The 17490-nt window shown below is 29.7% G+C and carries 22 protein-coding genes and 1 tRNA gene; 12 read left to right on the top strand and 11 right to left on the bottom strand.

Annotated features, from left to right (window positions below; translation table 11 throughout):
- The first annotated feature begins 11 nt into the window (after window positions 1-11).
- Entirely contained in the window at window positions 12-269 is a 258-nt protein-coding gene (locus P9515_RS01380; RefSeq protein WP_011819603.1) for a DUF3146 family protein, read from the top strand.
- On the opposite strand, the gene P9515_RS01375 is transcribed toward P9515_RS01380, so the two are convergent.
- Genes P9515_RS01375 through ntcA form a run of 3 tightly spaced genes read right to left on the bottom strand, consistent with a single transcriptional unit; the run spans window position 250 to window position 2446 of the window.
- On the bottom strand, window positions 250-687 hold the full coding sequence (locus tag P9515_RS01375; RefSeq protein ID WP_011819602.1) for a hypothetical protein: 438 nt from the start codon (window positions 685-687) through the stop codon (window positions 250-252). The two genes, P9515_RS01380 and P9515_RS01375, sit on opposite strands and share 20 nt — an antisense overlap.
- Entirely contained in the window at window positions 688-1659 is a 972-nt protein-coding gene (locus tag P9515_RS01370) for a DUF3084 domain-containing protein (RefSeq protein WP_011819601.1), read from the bottom strand.
- A gap of 52 nt (window positions 1660-1711) precedes the next feature.
- Complete coding sequence (gene ntcA / locus P9515_RS01365; protein WP_011819600.1) at window positions 1712-2446, bottom strand: global nitrogen regulator NtcA; 735 nt, start codon at window positions 2444-2446, stop codon at window positions 1712-1714.
- A 186-nt stretch (window positions 2447-2632) separates the two neighbouring features.
- Between ntcA and P9515_RS01360 the strand changes: the two genes are divergently transcribed.
- The 3 genes from P9515_RS01360 to thyX are packed head-to-tail and all read left to right on the top strand — an operon-like array spanning window position 2633 to window position 4450.
- Entirely contained in the window at window positions 2633-3211 is a 579-nt protein-coding gene (locus P9515_RS01360; protein ID WP_011819599.1) for a cob(I)yrinic acid a,c-diamide adenosyltransferase, read from the top strand.
- A gap of 5 nt (window positions 3212-3216) precedes the next feature.
- Entirely contained in the window at window positions 3217-3810 is a 594-nt protein-coding gene (gene dcd / locus P9515_RS01355; RefSeq protein ID WP_011819598.1) for a dCTP deaminase, read from the top strand.
- A gap of 1 nt (window position 3811) precedes the next feature.
- Window positions 3812-4450, top strand: a complete 639-nt coding sequence (thyX, locus tag P9515_RS01350; protein WP_011819597.1) for an FAD-dependent thymidylate synthase — start codon at window positions 3812-3814, stop codon at window positions 4448-4450.
- Window positions 4451-4452: 2 nt separating this feature from the next.
- On the opposite strand, the gene P9515_RS01345 is transcribed toward thyX, so the two are convergent.
- A complete protein-coding gene (locus P9515_RS01345) occupies window positions 4453-4998 on the bottom strand; it encodes a thioredoxin domain-containing protein (RefSeq protein WP_041710683.1) in 546 nt (181 codons plus the stop codon).
- A gap of 136 nt (window positions 4999-5134) precedes the next feature.
- Here P9515_RS01345 and P9515_RS01340 point away from each other — a divergent pair, with 136 nt between their 5' ends.
- Window positions 5135-6493, top strand: coding sequence for a phosphohexomutase domain-containing protein (locus P9515_RS01340; protein WP_011819595.1), 1359 nt, complete (start codon window positions 5135-5137; stop codon window positions 6491-6493).
- Between the two features lies 1 nt (window position 6494).
- On the opposite strand, the gene trmB is transcribed toward P9515_RS01340, so the two are convergent.
- Window positions 6495-7124, bottom strand: coding sequence for a tRNA (guanosine(46)-N7)-methyltransferase TrmB (trmB, locus tag P9515_RS01335; protein ID WP_011819594.1), 630 nt, complete (start codon window positions 7122-7124; stop codon window positions 6495-6497).
- 126 nt (window positions 7125-7250) lie between these two features.
- Between trmB and P9515_RS01330 the strand changes: the two genes are divergently transcribed.
- Entirely contained in the window at window positions 7251-7874 is a 624-nt protein-coding gene (locus tag P9515_RS01330) for a DUF3177 family protein (protein WP_011819593.1), read from the top strand.
- Window positions 7861-8169 (top strand): hypothetical protein, encoded by a 309-nt coding sequence (locus tag P9515_RS01325; protein WP_041710544.1) that lies wholly within the window; start codon window positions 7861-7863, stop codon window positions 8167-8169. The genes P9515_RS01330 and P9515_RS01325 overlap by 14 nt, the downstream gene beginning before the upstream one ends.
- A gap of 9 nt (window positions 8170-8178) precedes the next feature.
- Here the strand turns inward: P9515_RS01325 and ileS are convergent, their stop codons facing one another.
- The 3 genes from ileS to P9515_RS01310 form a co-directional block, all read right to left on the bottom strand.
- Window positions 8179-11076: an isoleucine--tRNA ligase gene (ileS, locus tag P9515_RS01320; RefSeq protein ID WP_011819591.1), complete on the bottom strand. Its 2898-nt coding sequence runs from the start codon at window positions 11074-11076 to the stop codon at window positions 8179-8181.
- A gap of 43 nt (window positions 11077-11119) precedes the next feature.
- Complete coding sequence (locus P9515_RS01315; RefSeq protein ID WP_011819590.1) at window positions 11120-11647, bottom strand: hypothetical protein; 528 nt, start codon at window positions 11645-11647, stop codon at window positions 11120-11122.
- An 83-nt stretch (window positions 11648-11730) separates the two neighbouring features.
- Window positions 11731-11812, bottom strand: a tRNA-Leu gene (locus P9515_RS01310).
- Between the two features lie 293 nt (window positions 11813-12105).
- On the opposite strand from P9515_RS01310, the gene P9515_RS01305 reads away from it, so the two are divergent.
- Window positions 12106-13005, top strand: a complete 900-nt coding sequence (locus P9515_RS01305; protein ID WP_011819589.1) for a fatty acid desaturase — start codon at window positions 12106-12108, stop codon at window positions 13003-13005.
- Here the strand turns inward: P9515_RS01305 and gatC are convergent, their stop codons facing one another.
- Window positions 13006-13299: an Asp-tRNA(Asn)/Glu-tRNA(Gln) amidotransferase subunit GatC gene (gene gatC / locus P9515_RS01300; protein ID WP_011819588.1), complete on the bottom strand. Its 294-nt coding sequence runs from the start codon at window positions 13297-13299 to the stop codon at window positions 13006-13008.
- Between the two features lie 181 nt (window positions 13300-13480).
- On the opposite strand from gatC, the gene P9515_RS01295 reads away from it, so the two are divergent.
- Together P9515_RS01295 and P9515_RS01290 are read left to right on the top strand one after the other, a co-directional pair.
- Window positions 13481-14119 (top strand): DNA-3-methyladenine glycosylase, encoded by a 639-nt coding sequence (locus P9515_RS01295; protein WP_225867112.1) that lies wholly within the window; start codon window positions 13481-13483, stop codon window positions 14117-14119.
- Window positions 14119-15135 carry an aspartate carbamoyltransferase catalytic subunit gene (locus P9515_RS01290; protein WP_011819586.1) on the top strand — a complete coding sequence of 339 codons (1017 nt, stop codon included), beginning with the start codon at window positions 14119-14121 and terminating at the stop codon, window positions 15133-15135. Before P9515_RS01295 ends, P9515_RS01290 begins: the two co-directional genes overlap by 1 nt.
- A gap of 2 nt (window positions 15136-15137) precedes the next feature.
- Here P9515_RS01290 and P9515_RS01285 read toward each other — a convergent pair whose 3' ends face one another.
- Both P9515_RS01285 and P9515_RS01280 read right to left on the bottom strand, forming a co-directional pair.
- Window positions 15138-15479, bottom strand: coding sequence for a DUF565 domain-containing protein (locus tag P9515_RS01285; protein ID WP_011819585.1), 342 nt, complete (start codon window positions 15477-15479; stop codon window positions 15138-15140).
- Between the two features lie 28 nt (window positions 15480-15507).
- Complete coding sequence (locus tag P9515_RS01280; RefSeq protein WP_011819584.1) at window positions 15508-15699, bottom strand: hypothetical protein; 192 nt, start codon at window positions 15697-15699, stop codon at window positions 15508-15510.
- A gap of 132 nt (window positions 15700-15831) precedes the next feature.
- On the opposite strand from P9515_RS01280, the gene P9515_RS01275 reads away from it, so the two are divergent.
- Window positions 15832-16032 (top strand): DUF2555 domain-containing protein, encoded by a 201-nt coding sequence (locus P9515_RS01275; RefSeq protein ID WP_011819583.1) that lies wholly within the window; start codon window positions 15832-15834, stop codon window positions 16030-16032.
- Window positions 16033-16042: 10 nt separating this feature from the next.
- Window positions 16043-17299 carry a bifunctional phosphopantothenoylcysteine decarboxylase/phosphopantothenate--cysteine ligase CoaBC gene (gene coaBC, locus P9515_RS01270; protein WP_011819582.1) on the top strand — a complete coding sequence of 419 codons (1257 nt, stop codon included), beginning with the start codon at window positions 16043-16045 and terminating at the stop codon, window positions 17297-17299.
- Window positions 17300-17490 lie beyond the last annotated feature (191 nt).

The raw sequence follows: 17490 nt of genomic DNA, 5'->3' as shown, positions 1-17490 counted from the left end.
GATTAAATATAATGAAATCTAAACCTGAGACTACAGCAAACGTAAGTGTTAAAGAGTACTGTTTCATTAAAAAAGAATTAAAAGGAGTTGTAGAAGCAAGCGATTTCAAGTGGCAATTCACATGGTCATTTGGTAAAGGAATCTTGATGGTAAAACCACCTTTAGGAAGAGCATTAATTGAAGACTCATTATTGAGATTCCTTTTAAAAAAAGATTATGAGCTCGAAGCTGGAAATGAATACAAATTCACTATTTCAGCCAAGTTTTAGTTTTAATTTTTTTACTGAAATCAAATTTAACTTGGAAATAATCCTCCATGATAATTAATGCAGCTAATGCATCTAAATTTTTATTCAAAATAAATATTTCTCTGGGCAAAAAACATTTGATCCCCAATAAGGGGAAAATTTCAAAATATCTTTGCTTGGCTCTAAAAGTTGAATTTTTTTCTTCAGCAATGATCACATTAGGTACCATTTGATTCAAGTCATTTATATAAATTTCACTGCTTGTTCCATTACCAATGAGACATTGAATATTTTTTTGGTCTTGATATTTTTTTTTTACGTATTTTAAAAGTAAACAGCTATTTATAACTACTGCTTCATAAACTTTTTTTTCTGTTAGGTCAGCTACTATTACTCCACATTTCGATATACCGGGATCAATAGCTAAAATTATAGACATTTAAGATTGTGGATAATTTATATTTAATTTAATAATTACAGGTTGCGCTGTCTTGCTATTACTAATAGATACTGCTTCTAATTCAAAATTAATTTTATCATTTTTGTTTAAGAAATCTCGTAATTCTTTAACAGAATCGCTTCGCAATTTTATTTCATTTGTAAGAGAACCTCTTCTCTTAACTTCAGCCAAACTAGAGGAAAGTAAGAAATTGACCTTATCACCAAAATCTTTTTTATTAAAATTTTCTTCTTTGAAATCAATTTTCGTGATTTTTTCACCTTTTCTAACTATTATTTTGTTCTCTGTTATCTCGGGAAAAGCATAAACATAATTTTCACCTTTTAAAACATTCCTGACAGATTTTATATTAATAACCCAATTACCACCTTTTAAAATAGTATTTTGCATCTCTTCAATATGATTTTTTCTTAATAACAATAAATTTTTAATATTTTTACTTTCTGGCTTTACTATCTTGTGAGTGTATTTATTGGCATTGATAATAATATTTTCTATTTGAGATTTAATATCCTCTTGGCTAGAGGAAGTAATTTCGGAAATAATTAAAGATTGCCCACTTCTAATAACAAATTTGCCACTCCTTAAAGCTATTATATTCCTTTCAAGTTGTTTGAATTCTGTCTCTTTAGCTTTAATTTTATTTTCTAATATTGATCTTTCTTTTTTTAAAGGTATCAAAACTTGTTTACTTTCCTGAAGTTTTTTCTGTAGATCGCCTAACTTGAAAAGGCCTACTCTTAGCTGTCTATTTACTAATATCATTAGGAATAATGATGATGCGCTTATCAAGCTACCAGTCAAAATTGTTATTAAAATTGCAGTTTTTTTTGGTCTTAATTTTAAAACACTAAATCTAGCTTTACCAATCTTGGAACCTAACAAGTCACCTAATGTTGAAATTAAACCTCCAAGTAATAATAAAAAAATAATAAAAAGCCAACCAGACACAATATTTGTATTTATTTACTAATAACATAATAGATAATTAATTGATTAATTTTCAATTAAATCTTTTTGCAAGTGCTATTGGATCAAAAACTGTAATCTTTTTCTTTTCAATAGTAAGTAATCCTGAATCCTTCAAATCTCCTAATAATCTTGTAATTGTTACTCTCGTTGAACCTATTGCCTCTGCTATTGCTTGATGAGAAAGTTTCAAATCTATAGTAATGCCCTTTTTACTTGCCACTCCAAAATCTCGACACAAAACCATCAAAAAACTTACTAGGCGAGATGACATATCTCTATGTGTGAGGGTTTCAATCATTGTTTCTGTTTGTAGAATCCTGCTTGAAAGGCCTTGCAATAGTAAAAGACCAACAGATGCATCTGCTTCAATTGCTCTCAAAACAGAATTGGCAGGAGCCGTAATCACTTCAACTCTCGTAAAAGCTATTGCATGATAAAAACGATCAGACCTATGTCCTGTTAAAAGAGATAAGACGCCAAACAGGCTATTTTCTCTTAACAATGCAACAGTAATTTCTTCTCCAGATTCGTAAACTCTTGATAATCTGACGGCTCCTCTTCTTATTAAGTAAACTCTCTCAGCAGGATCTCCAGGGGAAAATATTGTTTTCGATCTTTCAACCATTTCTGTACTGGCTCCTTCAAGGCCCTTTATTACTTCCATTAAAGTTTTATTAATTGGAAATCTTTCCCCAACGGTATTAATGGTATTTTGTCCGGATGGTTGCTGAGTGGAGCGATTAAATCCTCTAGAAGTTGGCAACATGAATCTCTTTACTAATAAAAATTTAAGGAGACAGATGAAAATATCTTGTATCAACAGTAACAGTTTCTAATATCTTATGTTTTTTTTAAATTCTCTTTTCTGGATGCCTACCTTAAGTAAGGTTACACTATATGCAGCGTACTTAAATTCAAATTATACTTAATGTAGATAAAGTTAATCTAAATAATGTCAGTCAGCTCATTAAAAAGTTATTCAACAAGTAATCAGCAAGTTGTAAATATAAATAATAAAGAATCTAAATTAAGAAGGCCAAATCATAATGGTCAAATTCAGATTTATCAATCTTCTTACAGAGGAAGTTATTCATCTATTATCCGAGATTCACTAAGGAATGCAGCTTTAGGAAGAAAAGTTCTTTTAGTACAATTAATGAAGGGAGGTGTAAAACAAGGTATTGTCAATGCACAAAAGCTTTGCGGGAACCTAACGTGGATAAGATCATCAAATTCTTATGATCAATATGAACCCGAAGAAATAGCAAGTAATGAAAACCTGGCAAAATCGATTAATCATTCCATTAATGAATTATGGGATTTCTGTAAAAAAGAATTATTATCTGGAGAATATGATCAAATTATCCTAGATGAAATTTTTCTAGCTTTGGAATTAAATATCATAAGTAAAGATGATTTGATTTCAACACTTCAAAACCGATTCATAACTGGAGATGTAATCCTTACTGGTACAAACATTCCTAAAAATTTCTTATTAATGGCTGACCAAATTACAGAGCTTCGCTCATAAAAATTATGCTGAAAAATGATCTCTGGATAAACCAAAAAGCTTCCGAAGGAATGATCAACCCTTTCCAATCAAACTTGGTAAGACACCTTGATCCAACTCTGAAAAAAAACGCAGTTTTAAGTTATGGCTGTTCATCATATGGCTATGATTTAAGACTTTCTTCTAAAGAGTTTTTAATATTTAAGCATGTCCCGGGAACTGTTATGAATCCAAAGAAGTTTAATCCTGATAATTTAGAAAAAACTGTTCTTCATAAAGACAAAGATGGTGAGTTTTTTATTTTACCTGCTCATTCTTATGGCTTGGGTGTCGCTCTAGAAAAAATGAAAGTGCCAGAAAATATTACTGTTATATGTATTGGTAAAAGTACTTATGCCCGTCTTGGAATAATAGTAAACACAACCCCAGCGGAAGCCGGATGGGAGGGGCACCTTACATTAGAATTCAGTAACAGTTCTGGTGCTGATTGTAGAATTTATGCAAATGAAGGTATTTGTCAACTATTGTTTTTTGAGGGTGATCCCTGTTCTACAACGTATGAAGATAGGAAAGGTAAATATCAAAATCAACCAGAACAAGTAACTTTAGCCAAAATTTAAAATGAGTAGAGTTGAGCTTATTACACTAACTCCAGATGCGGAAAAAACAATGGCTTTTATAGCCAGAGTTTCTAATCCTTCTAATCAAGATAATGATAAATTTGCAGGATTATTAAGATATTGTATTCAACATGAGCACTGGTCTGTTTTTGAGCAATCATGTATGACATTAAAAATTGAGACTAATAGAGGTATAGCTGCTCAAATTCTTAGACATAGATCATTTACTTTTCAAGAATTCTCCCAAAGATATGCAGAAACTAATTTACTAGGAAATGACATTCCTATCCCAGAATTAAGGAGACAAGATAAAAAGAATCGTCAAAATAGTATGGATGATATACCTAATGAAGTTAAAAGCAAATTTTCAGAAAAAATTGAAAAACATTTTCAAGAGGCAAATAATTTATATGAAGAAATGCTTAATGCAGGGATAGCAAAGGAATGTGCAAGATTTATTATGCCATTGGCTACTCCAACCAGAATTTATATGACAGGTTCCTGTAGGTCTTGGATTCACTATATACAATTAAGATCAAAAGAAGGAACGCAAAAAGAACATATGGAAATAGCTGAAGATTGTAAGACAGTATTTATCAAATCTTTTCCATCTGTATCTGAAGCACTGAATTGGGAATAAAATTATCCGTGACTTCTTGGAGAAGTCTGATAATTTTTGTTGTCTCTGATCTTAGAAAATTCAGTATTTAAAATTTGTAGATTACTTTGAGAATGTTCATATAAATTATCAAGAGATTCTTTTATAGTTTTTTCTTGCTGTTTACCAATAAACGTAACTTCTAGGTTAGCGTCTTCATCAAAAAGATTTACTTGTGGAATTCCATTAACATTAAAATTTCTTATGTATTTTTCCCATTTAGGATTATCTACATTTAAAAAAACAAAATTAATATCTTTTTCGTATTCTTCTTTAATGTCAGCAACACTTGGCGCCATTTCTTTACAAACTTCACACCACTCTGCATAAAATTCAAGAAAAGTAGGTTTTTTGTTTGTAAAAGCTATCTCAGGATCAATAGTTAATTCTCCAAATTTTTTAAGAAGAAAGTTAGGTTGAAATACTAGATTTTTGAATAAGAGTAGAGATCCAATAATGAGAGTAAAAGATAATATCAGTATCGACTTTTGTGAGAGATTTAAAAATGATTCTTTATTTCCAGATTGCATCATCAAACTTTAACTTCTTATATTTTATATAAATAAAATAAATAAAGAGAAAATTAATTTTTTTACTTTTATTCAACTGATAGTATTAATGAAAGATACAAAATACTAACACTACAATATTCATTGAAATCATAATATGCAATCTATATTCGGTACAGATGGAATTAGGGGGAGATTTGATAAAGAAATAACATATTCCTTAGCTTATAAAGTTGGATATGCTTTGGGATTTATTGTGAAAACAAATAATCCAATACTAATTGGAAGAGATACAAGAATAAGTGGAGAGATTCTTTTTGAGGCAATATCAAAAGGTATTAAGGATGCCGGAAAAGAATTTATATATTTAGGAATCTGTCCTACACCAGCCATCCCATTTTTAATAAAAAAAGAAAAATTCAGTAGTGGAATTATGATTTCAGCAAGCCACAATCCTCCAGAATTTAATGGCATTAAAATCTTTGATAAAAATGGAGAAAAAATTAAAAGAGATTTTGAAAAACGAATAGAACTGATTATGGCAAGAGTAGATAATAATAAAATAATCACTAATAAATATAAATCGGTCAGCAAAAATAATGAACTACTAAATATCTATACCAAAGGTCTTATCGATAGTATGGAAAATGAAAATTTAGAAGGAATGAAAATAATCTTAGATGCGTGTTATGGATCAGCGACCACATGTGCGGAGAGTGTTTTTAAGAAACTTGGTGCTAATGTCAAAGTTATTAATAATGACAAAGATGGTTTAAAAATAAATTTAAATTGCGGTTCTACATGTTTAGATCCACTAAATAAAGCCATAAAAGAAAATGATGCTGATATGGGTTTTAGCTTTGATGGTGATGCAGATAGAGTGATTGGAGTTGATTCAAAAGGCAATATCCTAGATGGAGATCATATACTCTTTCTATGGGGCAGAGAACTTCTGGAAGAAAAAGTACTTACTAATAACACAATCATCTCAACAAGAATGGCTAATTTAGGTTTTGAAAGGAATTGGAATAATATTGGGGGTATTTTATATAGAACAGAAGTTGGAGATAAGTTCATATTTGCAGCACTAAAGGAAAAAAAAGCCTTATTAGGCGGAGAACAATCAGGTCATATACTCTCAAAAATTAATAACTTTTGCGGAGATGGTATATTAACTGCACTTCAAATTTCCAAATACTGTAAGAAAAAAAATATTAATTTAGAATCTTGGCTTAATAGCAGCTTCTTACCATACCCCCAAAAACTTACCAATATTCTTCTGAGTTTTGACTTTAAAAACATAAACAACTCAAATAAGGATCTTATAAATGAAAGTATAGAAAGTTTTTCAAGTATTAAAAAAAATGACTGTAGAGTTTATATTCGCCCAAGTGGAACTGAACCTGTTTTACGAATATTAGTTGAAGCACAAAATCAAAAAGAAGTAGATTTTTTATCGACAAAAATCACAACCGAACTTCGTTCAAAAATCAATAAAATATCTAATAATTTATAAATTAAATTCTAATATAAATACTTTCATAAATTTCAAATTGACTTAATAACACGTACTTCTCTCTTTTAGTTTGTGTTTTGATTGGATTAAAACTCTCATTAACTCGAAAATCTTCATAAGCTAATTTCTTGAACTTTAGACTTTCTAATATTGTGAGTTCCATATATTCGAAAAGCTCTTGAACATCAGTTTTAATAAAAATCAAGGATCTTGTTCGCATTGCATTTGAGAGTAAATTAATAAATTCAGGTTGAATTACCCGTCTTTTATGATGTTTCTTTTTAAACCATGGATCAGGAAAATAAAAAGAAATACTAGTAATCGCATCAATAAGAGTTTTATTATTAGTATTATTAAGAATATTAATCGCATTTCCAAAGGAAAAATATACATTTTTATATTCTCTATTTTTGATTTTCAAATTTGCATTAAGAACTAATTTCTCCCTAATTTCAATTCCTATATAATTCCAATTTTTATTTTTTAATGACAATTCCATTAAAAAATCACCAGAAGCACAACCAATATCTAAATGAAGAGGTAATTGTGGATTTTCAAAAACTTCATTCAATGGAGGTATTGGATCTATTTCAAAAAAATTTTTACTGAGCGGATTTACATGCTGTCTCATAAAGTTTGTTTAATTATTTCTTACTAGAAAATTAAATAATGCATAATATTCACAACTATGACAATAATAAGTTAAGACGAAGGTGAGTGAGGTTTAATAATTATGTATATAAAAAATTAAAAAGGTTTGAACATTTTTAATCAGCTTTCAATTTGGCTATCTTTTCAACTTTCATTAGTCTTCATAGTAGGTATTCCTTTTACTCTATTTTGCTGGTCTATAAAAAACAAAAGCAAAGCGATTTCAAAACTTCTTACTAATTATTGGAAAATATCCCTTTTATTCTTTATAAGCCTTATTCTTTTAATCGGAAAGTACAACTACGCTCTTTTAATTACAAATATTTCAACGGTAATAATGGCTATATCAGTTTGGTTTTGGGATGATATTAATGACGAATTAAAAGAGTATGATATTTCACATCCATTAAGCACAACAACGAAAGTTTGGAGATGGTCCCTAACTTTTATATCTTTAAATTTTTTAATTCAAAGTATGAATAATATAAATTGTATTTCTTTTATCAATTCTCCTGAATGTCAAATTTGGCTTAAACCCTCGACAAATTTATATTTTATATTAAAAAATTTATTTAACTTTTTATTTGGAGCTAGCTTTTCTCAACCGATTGCAAAATTCTTAGGATTGTTTGCTTTATTAATATATATTTTAGGTTTACTCCAATGGGCAATAATTAAACTACCTAAAAGTGGGAGGAATTCTGGTTTTTCTAATTATGGCAGAAATTGATTTAATAAGAAATTTAGAAAAAATTAGTTTTATGATCCCTAATAGACTTTTAAAACTACAGGGATATCTTTTAAGAGAATACTCTAAAGAATTTCTAGAAATAATTATTTATAAAGGCTTTAGTAGCTCTACAACCCACCAAATTGAAATAGATTCAGAAAAACAAGTTATAGAATTTGACCATTTCTTTACAAAGTTCATTTTATATGAGGCACCTTTAACCCAAGGATCAGAAGTTATAGTAAGAGAAAATACTGACTCTCTTTTTTTCCTTAACCAAAGAAATTGGAATTAAACTAACTATTTAACTGGTAATAATATTTGCACATCTCTTGCATAATTTGGTATCTTCAATGCCCATCACAGTGTTACTTTGATAATGCCAACATCTATCACATTTCTGACCTTTTGCTTTAAGAATTTGAATCTTTCCAAGTTCGTTATCATCGATAATTAAATAATCCTCAAATAAATTATTTACGACATTGAACTTAGAAACTATCAACCAATCACTATATAAATCAACTTCCTTGTTACCAAATTTTTCAAGCCAAGAAAGAGAATTTTTAATTATTTCGTTTTCAGGGAGATAATTAACCTCTGTTTCGAGAGCAGCTCCAATTATTTGCTGGGTTCTACATCCCTCTATAGCTTTATTAATTTCCACTCTCAATTTTCTTAGATTAGAAATACGTTCATTAAGTTCAGGATTAATCCATGACTTTGGCAAATTTGGCCATCCTCGTTCAAATACAGATTTTTCATTAGTTGAATATGGAATATTTTGCCAAATATCTTCAGCCATATGACAAAGTACCGGCGAAATAAGAACCGCTAAATTTTCTACAATTTTAGACATCACAAATTGGCAAGTTCTTCTCCTTATCGAAGATTTAGCACTTACATATAACCTATCTTTTGCAATATCCAAGTAAAAATTGGATAAATCAACAACACAAAAACTTTGCAATATTTGAAAAAACTTCGAGAATTCGTAATTTTCATATGCAATTGTTATTTGATCCGAGACATCAACTAATCTATTTAACATCCATTGATCTAATATCGGCAACTGATCGATATCAATTTCCTCGTCAATTGGATCATAATCATGAATATTACCTAAAAGATATCTGGCTGTATTTCTTACTTTTCTATAAACATCCGATAATTGTTTTAAAATGTTAGATCCAATCGGGACGTCAACTGAATAATCTACAGAACTCACCCAAAGCCGAAGGACATCAGCTCCATAAGCGGGTTGGATTTTCTGATTAGAACCTCCATTAATAATAATATTTGGATCAACAACATTGCCTAAAGATTTACTCATTTTTCTGCCATTTTCATCTAATGCAAATCCATGAGTTAGAACTTTTTTATATGGCGGCTTATTATTTACTGCTACCGAGGTTAGCAAAGAAGATTGAAACCAACCTCGATGTTGATCAGAGCCCTCTAAATATAAGTCAGCAGGATATGCTAATTCTTCTCTTTGCTCACAAACAGCGGCCCAACTAGATCCTGAATCAAACCACACATCCATGGTATCTAGACCTTTTATCCAACGATCAGATTCTTCTTTATATTGTTTTGGTAATAAATCTTTCTCATCCCAGTCCCACCATATATCTGCTCCATGCTCATTAAATAACTTTTGTATATGATTGATAGTCTCACTATTAAGTAATATTTCCTTTCCCTTTTTTTCGTAGAAAACTGGTATTGGTACGCCCCAAGACCGTTGCCTAGAAATACACCAATCTCCTCTTCCAACAACCATCGAATAAATTCTTTTTTTTCCTGTTTTCGGCATCCATTCAACATCCTCGATTGCTTTCAAAGCTGAGGATCTAAATCCTTCTACAGATGCAAACCATTGTTCAGTAGCTCTAAATATTGTAGGTTTTTTAGTTCTCCAATCATATGGATATCTATGCTTATATTTTTCTTTTAAAAGTAGTAAATTATTTTTCTTTAAATCCTCAATAATCAAATCATTCGCATCTTTTAAAACATTTAATCCGCAAAATTTTTCAGCATGATTATTTAAATTACCTTTTTCATCAACAATACAAGTTATAGGTAAATGATATTTTTTGCCAACATTAAAATCATCCATACCATGACCCGGTGCAGTATGTACAATTCCTGTCCCAGATTCTGTTGTTATGTAATCACCTCCTATTACAATATTGCAAAACTTATTTTTTGTAGGATGTTTATACTCGATGCCGGTAAGCATTGAACCTTTTACATCTATTAAAGTATTGAATTCTCTTTCTAATTTCTCAGAAATCTCAGAAATTAAATCTTTTGCAAAGAGAAATATATCACCATTTTGATCTTCGGCAAAAACATAATTTATTCTTGGATTAATAGCTACTGCTTCATTACCTGGAATAGTCCAGGGTGTGGTTGTCCATATAGCTATAAATAGTTTATTTAAATTAGAAAGTAATTTATTCTTAAGATCCTTTTCTTCTAACTTCAAGAGAATTTCATCTGATAAGTTAGAAATATTTAAAGATACATAAACACTACTTGAATAATGCTCTTCTGGATATTCTAGTTCTGCTTCTGCAAGTGCTGTTCTAGAACTTGGACTCCAATGAACAGGTTTTAAACCTCTATATATATAGCCATTTAAGAACATCTTTCCAAAAACACCAATTTGGGCAGATTCATAATTATTCTTAAGAGTTAAATATGGATTATCCCAGTCTCCCCATATACCCCATCTCTTAAAACCCTCTAGTTGATTTTTTATCTGAATCTTTGCGTAATCTGTCGCTTTTTTTCTTAATCCTAAAGAATCTAAATCTTTTCTTTCATGAGATTTTAAACTCTGTAAGACTTTTAATTCAATTGGTAATCCATGACAATCCCAACCAGGGACAAAATGAACCTTGAATCCCTTAAGAGTTTTATATTTATTAATAATATCCTTTAAAACTTTATTTAAAGCATGTCCCATATGAAGAGAACCATTTGCATAAGGAGGCCCATCGTGCAAAGTAAATTTTTCACCTAAATTCGATGAACCCAATTCCAAATCAATCTTATTTTTCAACCAGAATTCCTGTATTTGAGGTTCCCTACTTACTGAATTAGCTCGCATTGAAAAATCAGTCTTCAGCAAATTTAATGTCTCTTTATAGGAAAACTTAGATTTTTTATCTTTATTATTTTTGGGTTTCATTAGAATTTATGGGATTTATAAGTATTGAATGTATTTGTTTTATTTATATATTTTCAACATCAATTGTATCTTTTTTAGATTGAATTGTTGCTTTTTTTTGCATCTCTAAAGTCAGTAAATTATTTTTGTTTGAATTACTTATATTATCATTTTCACCATTCCTAACCCACTTTTTTTTATTTAAATTTTCATTGTTTCTTCCAAATTTAAAAATACTATTGAAATTTAAAAAGTCTTTCCTTGCTAGAGAGATAGCCTCTATGAATGTTAAAAAGTTTTTTTTCAATTCTTTGAAAGTTTTTAAATTATTTTGCTCTTGGTTAGTTAATTGATTCCATCTTATAGAAAAAATTTCTACTAAATAAAAAATAAATAATAAAGTTACTACAATTAAAGTTGAAGCGTAAAAATTAACAAAAATATTGCTCTTAACAAGTAATAACATCCCAATCATTAAATTCAAACCCGCTTTTATTAGATCTCTTGGTCTGCCTAATTCGATATATAAAAGAGGTATTAACAAAAATGTAATCCCAATAAATATATAAAAACAACCTAAATAAATTACCAAAATCTTGCGTTATTATCTTTGAGTATAGTAATAATTCAAATAATTAACTCATTAAATTGATTTATATTAATTTTCTCTTGAAATGCGGTCGGGGAGACTTGAACTCCCACACCCGAAGATACGAGTACCTAAAACTCGCGCGTCTACCAATTCCGCCACGACCGCAATAATGAAATTTTAGTTTAGCAAGGTAAATTTTAAAAATAATTTTTACTTAAGATCCTCAATTTGACACATAATTGAATTTTTAAAAATTTTAGAAACTTAAAAAATATTAGAGATAGTTATGCAATCACTATAAATAATTGGTTATATTATCTATAGATTACATATAGACAATTTCAAAATTAACTAGTCAAAATAAAAATATTCAAACTAATTCTTCTAAGATAAGTGGTTGGCAAAGGGAGATAAGAAATTATATCGACCCTCCAAATTTTTGGAACCCAACATTAGGATTGTTTTTTGGTGGTTATTTTCTTGCTTTTCTAAGTATTTGGCAGTGGTATAGAGGTGTTTGGCCTCTTCCACTATTAGTTGCTACTGCATTTCTTGCTCTTCATATTGAAGGCACTGTAATCCATGATGCATGTCACAAAGCTGCTCATCCCATACCTTGGATAAATCAAGCAATGGGACATGGATCAGCTATACTTTTGGGATTCAGTTTTCCAGTTTTTACTAGAGTTCACTTACAACATCATATTCATGTAAATGATCCTAAAAATGACCCTGATCATATTGTTAGTACCTTTGGACCAATTTGGCTTATTGCTCCCAGATTTTTTTATCATGAAATATTTTTCTTTCAAAGAAAACTTTGGAGAAAAAATGAATTACTGCAGTGGGGTTTAGAAAGATCCATATTTATAACAATCATTTTAGCTGGCTTAAAATTTGACTTTATGAATCTAATTTATAATTTATGGTTTGGCCCTGCACTTATGGTTGGAGTTACTTTAGGTATTTTCTTTGATTATCTCCCACATCGACCATTCCAATCCAGAAATAAATGGATAAACTCAAGAGTTTATCCCGGTAATTTTTTAAATATCCTAATAATGGGTCAGAATTACCATTTAATTCATCACCTATGGCCTTCAATTCCATGGTTTGAATATAAAATAGCCTATGAAAAAACCAAACCTTTATTAGAGATGAAAGGTTCACCTCAAAGAGTTGGTATTTTTGAAACTAAACATGATACTTTTAATTTTATTTATGATCTTCTTATAGGGATAAGAAGCCACAAAAGTAAAAAAGGAAAACTTAGAAAAATCATAAATTCATTCCCAATTTTTAAAGTAAAAAAATTTTTATTAAGGATAGTTAACAAAAATTTTATTGGCGGTAATTAATTATTCATTAATAATTTTTGGCACTTTAAAAAATTTATTTTCTCTTGAAGGTGCCAAATCTAGAAGCTCATCGGAATTTTCATAATCTCTCCGTTCATCTTTTCTCAATACGTTTACCACTTCTATCGCTCTAGTCGTACATGCAATATTTTCAGTATTAATTTTCTCTAGTTGTTTAATATATTCCAATATCTTTTCTAACTGTTCTGCGTGTTGATGAATTTCATTTTCATTTAATTCAAGTCTGGCTAATTCTGCGACTTTTTTTACTTCATCACTGCTGATTCGTTTCATTTGGATTGTCTTATCAAAAAAATCAATTTCACTATAAATTTTAAAGGATTTTCCAAAACATTACTTAAATCGGCAATCAATTGAACAAAATTGATAAAAAGTATTTGTCTGCTCTCATAATTTAGAATAACTATTCTTTGATGATTCAAAAGCTAGACTTAAATGTATTTCACCGCTAAAAATAAACTTAGATAAGTATTTAAAAATAGAAACACAATTTTTTAAAAAAAATTTTTTTTATCGGCATTCCAAGTTTGTAGCACCTGACTTAGTTGGATGCTACCTGATTAGAAATATAATTGGTAAAGGGCTATTAAAAGGTATGATAGTTGAAACTGAAGCTTATTCACAAGAAGAAGAAGCTTGTCATGGACATAAAAAAAAGACGCCTTCTAATGAAGTACTTTTTGGTGAACCTGGAAGATTTTATATTTATAGATCTTATGGGATTCATCATTGTTTGAACATTGTCACTGATAAAAATAATTTTGCAAGTGGTGTCTTGATAAGAGCGGTTTTCGTATCAAATAAAAACGAAAGATTAGCTTCTGGTCCAGGATTAGTAACTAAAACATTTGAAATAGATGATAAATTAAATTCCCTCGATATTTTGGATAATAAATGTTTATGGATCAGTAAAAGAGAGTCATTTTTAGATAAAAAAGATTTAATTCAAACAACAAGAATTGGCATATCTAAAGCAAAAAATATAAAATGGCGTTGGTATCTTAAAAGGAGTAGAAGTATTAGTAAAAGAGAAAAAGGAGATAGAAATCCTGATTTAAAAAAATCAACTAATAATTTGCTTGGGATAACATAATGGGAAATTGGCCTCACAAACATATCCTCACACTCTCAAATTTCTCAATCTATGATTATAAATCAGTTTTTGAGTTAACTGAAAGATTCAAATCTCTAATTAATGCTGGTACAAAAAAAATACCTGCTTTACAAGGAAATTTAATAACCTCAATATTTTTTGAGGCCAGCACTAGAACGCGTAACAGCTTTGAGCTCGCGGCCAAAAGGCTTTCTGCTGACGTTCAAAGCTTTTCTCCTTCTTCAAGTTCTTTGAGTAAAGGAGAAACTCTTATAGATACTGCATTAACATACGCCGCAATGGGATCAGATATACTAATCATTAGACATTCATCTAGTCATGTACCTCTAGAAATTTCAAAAAAACTAGATGCAACTAATACAAAAACTTCGGTGCTCAATGCTGGTGATGGTTTACATAGCCATCCTAGTCAAGGATTACTAGATCTTTATACATTAATAAAGTTCTTTTCTCCTGAATTGATGAAACCAGAGATCTTATATTCTAAAAAAATTTTAATAGTGGGGGATGTATTGCATTCAAGAGTTGCCCGATCAAATCTTTGGGCATTGACTGCATTTGGTGCGAACGTAATCTTGTGTGGCCCTCCAACACTTATTCCTGAAGAATTTACTAGTTTTGTAAGTAGTTCTCCTCCCAATCAATTAAGAGACCCAATTTCTTCTAGGGGTTCCATTACAATTTCGAGGTCATTAGAAGACTCCATTAAAGATGCAGATGCGGTGATTGTTTTAAGATTACAAAAAGAAAGAATGATGGAGAATTTATTAAGCAGTATCAAATCTTATAGTGAAAATTATTGTTTAACTCCAGAAAAGCTATCTATGAATGATAAAAATATTCCTATCCTGCATCCTGGGCCTATTAATCGTGGTATTGAAATTAGCAGCAGAATAGTTGATGAATATCCAAATTGCTTAATAAATGATCAAGTCTCTAATGGAATTCCTACAAGAATGGCTTTACTTTATTTATTAAGCAAATTCAATAAATAAATTCAAAGTAATTTAAGGCTTTCGGTAAAAAAACCATAAAACAATCCCAATCTTAATGAATCGATTAACAATACTAATAATTTTTTTCTCCTATCAAACCGTAATCTGCGTCTAAATTGAATCAAAACTTCAATAAAAAAAACTGATAAAAAAGCTCCTACGGGATCAATCAATTCTGCAACAGCACTAATCATTCCTAGTGAACTCCCAAAAAAGTAACCAGTCAAAACAACAGTTAAAGCTAAAGAATACCTTCGCCATGGATTCGCTGCCCATTGGCTTAAACTATCAAAATTATCAATAACTAAAAGTTGAAATTTAGTCTTTTGGGGTTTAAAAACCATTACCAATCATAAATGAGTAAAAAATCTATTAAGAGTCTGATTTAATTTTAGGATTACCCTCAATTAATTCAAGTAAAGCCTCCATTTGTGCAAGAACCCCTCTTAGTTCTCCTGGTTCGGGGAATAATCCATCATCTTGAATTCCTAAATGCATTTCCCTTAATTCCTGCCTTAAATAACGCAAATGGCTAACTACCTGCTCTTTTTTGGTTTGTGACATAATTAATTCCCGACAATAATAATAAGATGAATTGTTTTGTTATTGAGATTTTAAAATTTTGAAAGTAATTAATAATCTAGTGAATATGAATTGCATGAAGCTATATTAAAAATATATTGAAAAGAATTTAATATGAAATCCACAAACCATAACACAATAAGTGCAGATATTCTTGTTGTTTTTAATGAAGAGATTACTTTTGATCTTGCTAAAGGATTAGAAGATGAAAATTATGCTTTATCATTTGATGAATCAAAAACTCTGGATTTACTTTGGCCCTTAGCAATTAATAAGACCGAATTACCTTCTGATTATTCTTATTTACTATGTTAGTAATAAGTTGATGAAGAATAACTCTAAAGAATCAAAAATTAAGCTTCTCATATTAATTACTGGAAGTATTGCTGCAGTAAGAATCCCATTGCTTGTCAGCCAATTAGTGAAGGATAATTATGATGTTAAGTGTGTTATGTCTAAAAATGCGGAAAAATTAATACAGCCAGCTTCACTCTCTATTTTAAGTAGGAATGTTTGCGTATTAGATAAGGACCAATGGTCATATATTCAACCCAAACCTTTACATATAGATTTATGCAATTGGGCTGATTTTTTAATAATTGCTCCTTTGACGGCTACAACTCTCTCTAAATGGGTTACGGGTAATGCAGATGGATTAATCTCCAGTATTTTAATCGCAAACAATAAGCCTATTATTGTTGCTCCTGCGATGAATTCTAATATGTGGATTAACCAAGCTGTTCAAAAAAATTATCAATGTCTTCTAAATTATTCTAATGTTTTGACCCTTGAACCAAGTAAAGGAATCCTAGCTTGCGATGAAATTGGAATTGGTAAGATACCTCCTAATGATCTAATACAATTAGCTCTAACTTTTATACTTTCACATAATAAAAAGACCTATTACAGAGATTTATCAAATAAAAAAATCTTAATTACAGGTGGATGTACATCAGAAAAAATTGACGCAGCCAGAAAGATTACAAACAATAGTTCGGGAACAATGGGATTAATGCTTGCTCAAGTAGCTAGATTTAGAGGTGCAAATGTCAAATATATACATGGTCCTTTAAAAAATAGACTGGATATCACTGAAGGGATAGAAAGTGTCGAAATAGAAAATAGTACTGATTTAATTCAAGAAATTGAAAAAGAGATTTCGAAGTGCGATTATTTTATTATGAACGCAGCAGTTGCAGATTTCAAAATTTCAAGCGATACCTTAAAAAAAATCCCAAAAAGTAAATTTAGCAATTTTTTCAAAAATAGTATTGAATTTATACCTGACATATTAAGAGATTTCAGTAAAGTGAAAAAAGAAAATCAAATTTTTGTTGGTTTTTGTGCATTTACAGGCTCTATTCAAAATGCAAGAAAAACAATAAAAGAAAAAATAGTGCTTAAGGGATGTGATTTAATATTTGCAAATCCTATAGATATTGAAGAGCAAGGATTTGGTCCATTAGCTAAAAATGAAGGTTGGCTTTTTGATACAAAAAATATGGAACATCATATAGAAAAAACTTCTAAACTAGAACTAGCTAATAAGTTGATAAATCGAATTATTTCAGCGAATAAATAATTTATAAAAATTATATTTGTGTTTTTTTGTAATCTTAAGCTTTAAAAATAATCTTATATCTTAAAATAACTCAAGTTTTTAAAATAATTAAAAAAGCTACGGGTTGTTTCGAGGATCAAAAAAATTAACTTTTATGGTTCTTTACCTTGTAGTATCCGTACTAAACATTTTTAGGTAACCCTTTACCAGCA

Origin of the sequence: Prochlorococcus marinus str. MIT 9515, from assembly GCF_000015665.1 — a bacterium.
GTDB lineage: Bacteria > Cyanobacteriota > Cyanobacteriia > PCC-6307 > Cyanobiaceae > Prochlorococcus_A > Prochlorococcus_A marinus_P.
This window is presented reverse-complemented; position numbering and strand designations above follow the sequence as displayed.

Coding starts and splice junctions, on each gene's coding strand:
- P9515_RS01380 (WP_011819603.1), top strand. CDS start 12: ATGAAATCTAAACCTGAGACTACAGCAAACGTAAGTGTTAAAGAGTAC.
- P9515_RS01375 (WP_011819602.1), bottom strand. CDS start 687: ATGTCTATAATTTTAGCTATTGATCCCGGTATATCGAAATGTGGAGTA.
- ntcA (WP_011819600.1), bottom strand. CDS start 2,446: ATGTTGCCAACTTCTAGAGGATTTAATCGCTCCACTCAGCAACCATCC.
- P9515_RS01360 (WP_011819599.1), top strand. CDS start 2,633: ATGTCAGTCAGCTCATTAAAAAGTTATTCAACAAGTAATCAGCAAGTT.
- dcd (WP_011819598.1), top strand. CDS start 3,217: ATGCTGAAAAATGATCTCTGGATAAACCAAAAAGCTTCCGAAGGAATG.
- thyX (WP_011819597.1), top strand. CDS start 3,812: ATGAGTAGAGTTGAGCTTATTACACTAACTCCAGATGCGGAAAAAACA.
- P9515_RS01345 (WP_041710683.1), bottom strand. CDS start 4,998: ATGCAATCTGGAAATAAAGAATCATTTTTAAATCTCTCACAAAAGTCG.
- P9515_RS01340 (WP_011819595.1), top strand. CDS start 5,135: ATGCAATCTATATTCGGTACAGATGGAATTAGGGGGAGATTTGATAAA.
- trmB (WP_011819594.1), bottom strand. CDS start 7,124: ATGAGACAGCATGTAAATCCGCTCAGTAAAAATTTTTTTGAAATAGAT.
- P9515_RS01325 (WP_041710544.1), top strand. CDS start 7,861: ATGGCAGAAATTGATTTAATAAGAAATTTAGAAAAAATTAGTTTTATG.
- ileS (WP_011819591.1), bottom strand. CDS start 11,076: ATGAAACCCAAAAATAATAAAGATAAAAAATCTAAGTTTTCCTATAAA.
- gatC (WP_011819588.1), bottom strand. CDS start 13,299: ATGAAACGAATCAGCAGTGATGAAGTAAAAAAAGTCGCAGAATTAGCC.
- P9515_RS01290 (WP_011819586.1), top strand. CDS start 14,119: ATGGGAAATTGGCCTCACAAACATATCCTCACACTCTCAAATTTCTCA.
- P9515_RS01285 (WP_011819585.1), bottom strand. CDS start 15,479: ATGGTTTTTAAACCCCAAAAGACTAAATTTCAACTTTTAGTTATTGAT.
- P9515_RS01280 (WP_011819584.1), bottom strand. CDS start 15,699: ATGTCACAAACCAAAAAAGAGCAGGTAGTTAGCCATTTGCGTTATTTA.
- P9515_RS01275 (WP_011819583.1), top strand. CDS start 15,832: ATGAAATCCACAAACCATAACACAATAAGTGCAGATATTCTTGTTGTT.
- coaBC (WP_011819582.1), top strand. CDS start 16,043: ATGAAGAATAACTCTAAAGAATCAAAAATTAAGCTTCTCATATTAATT.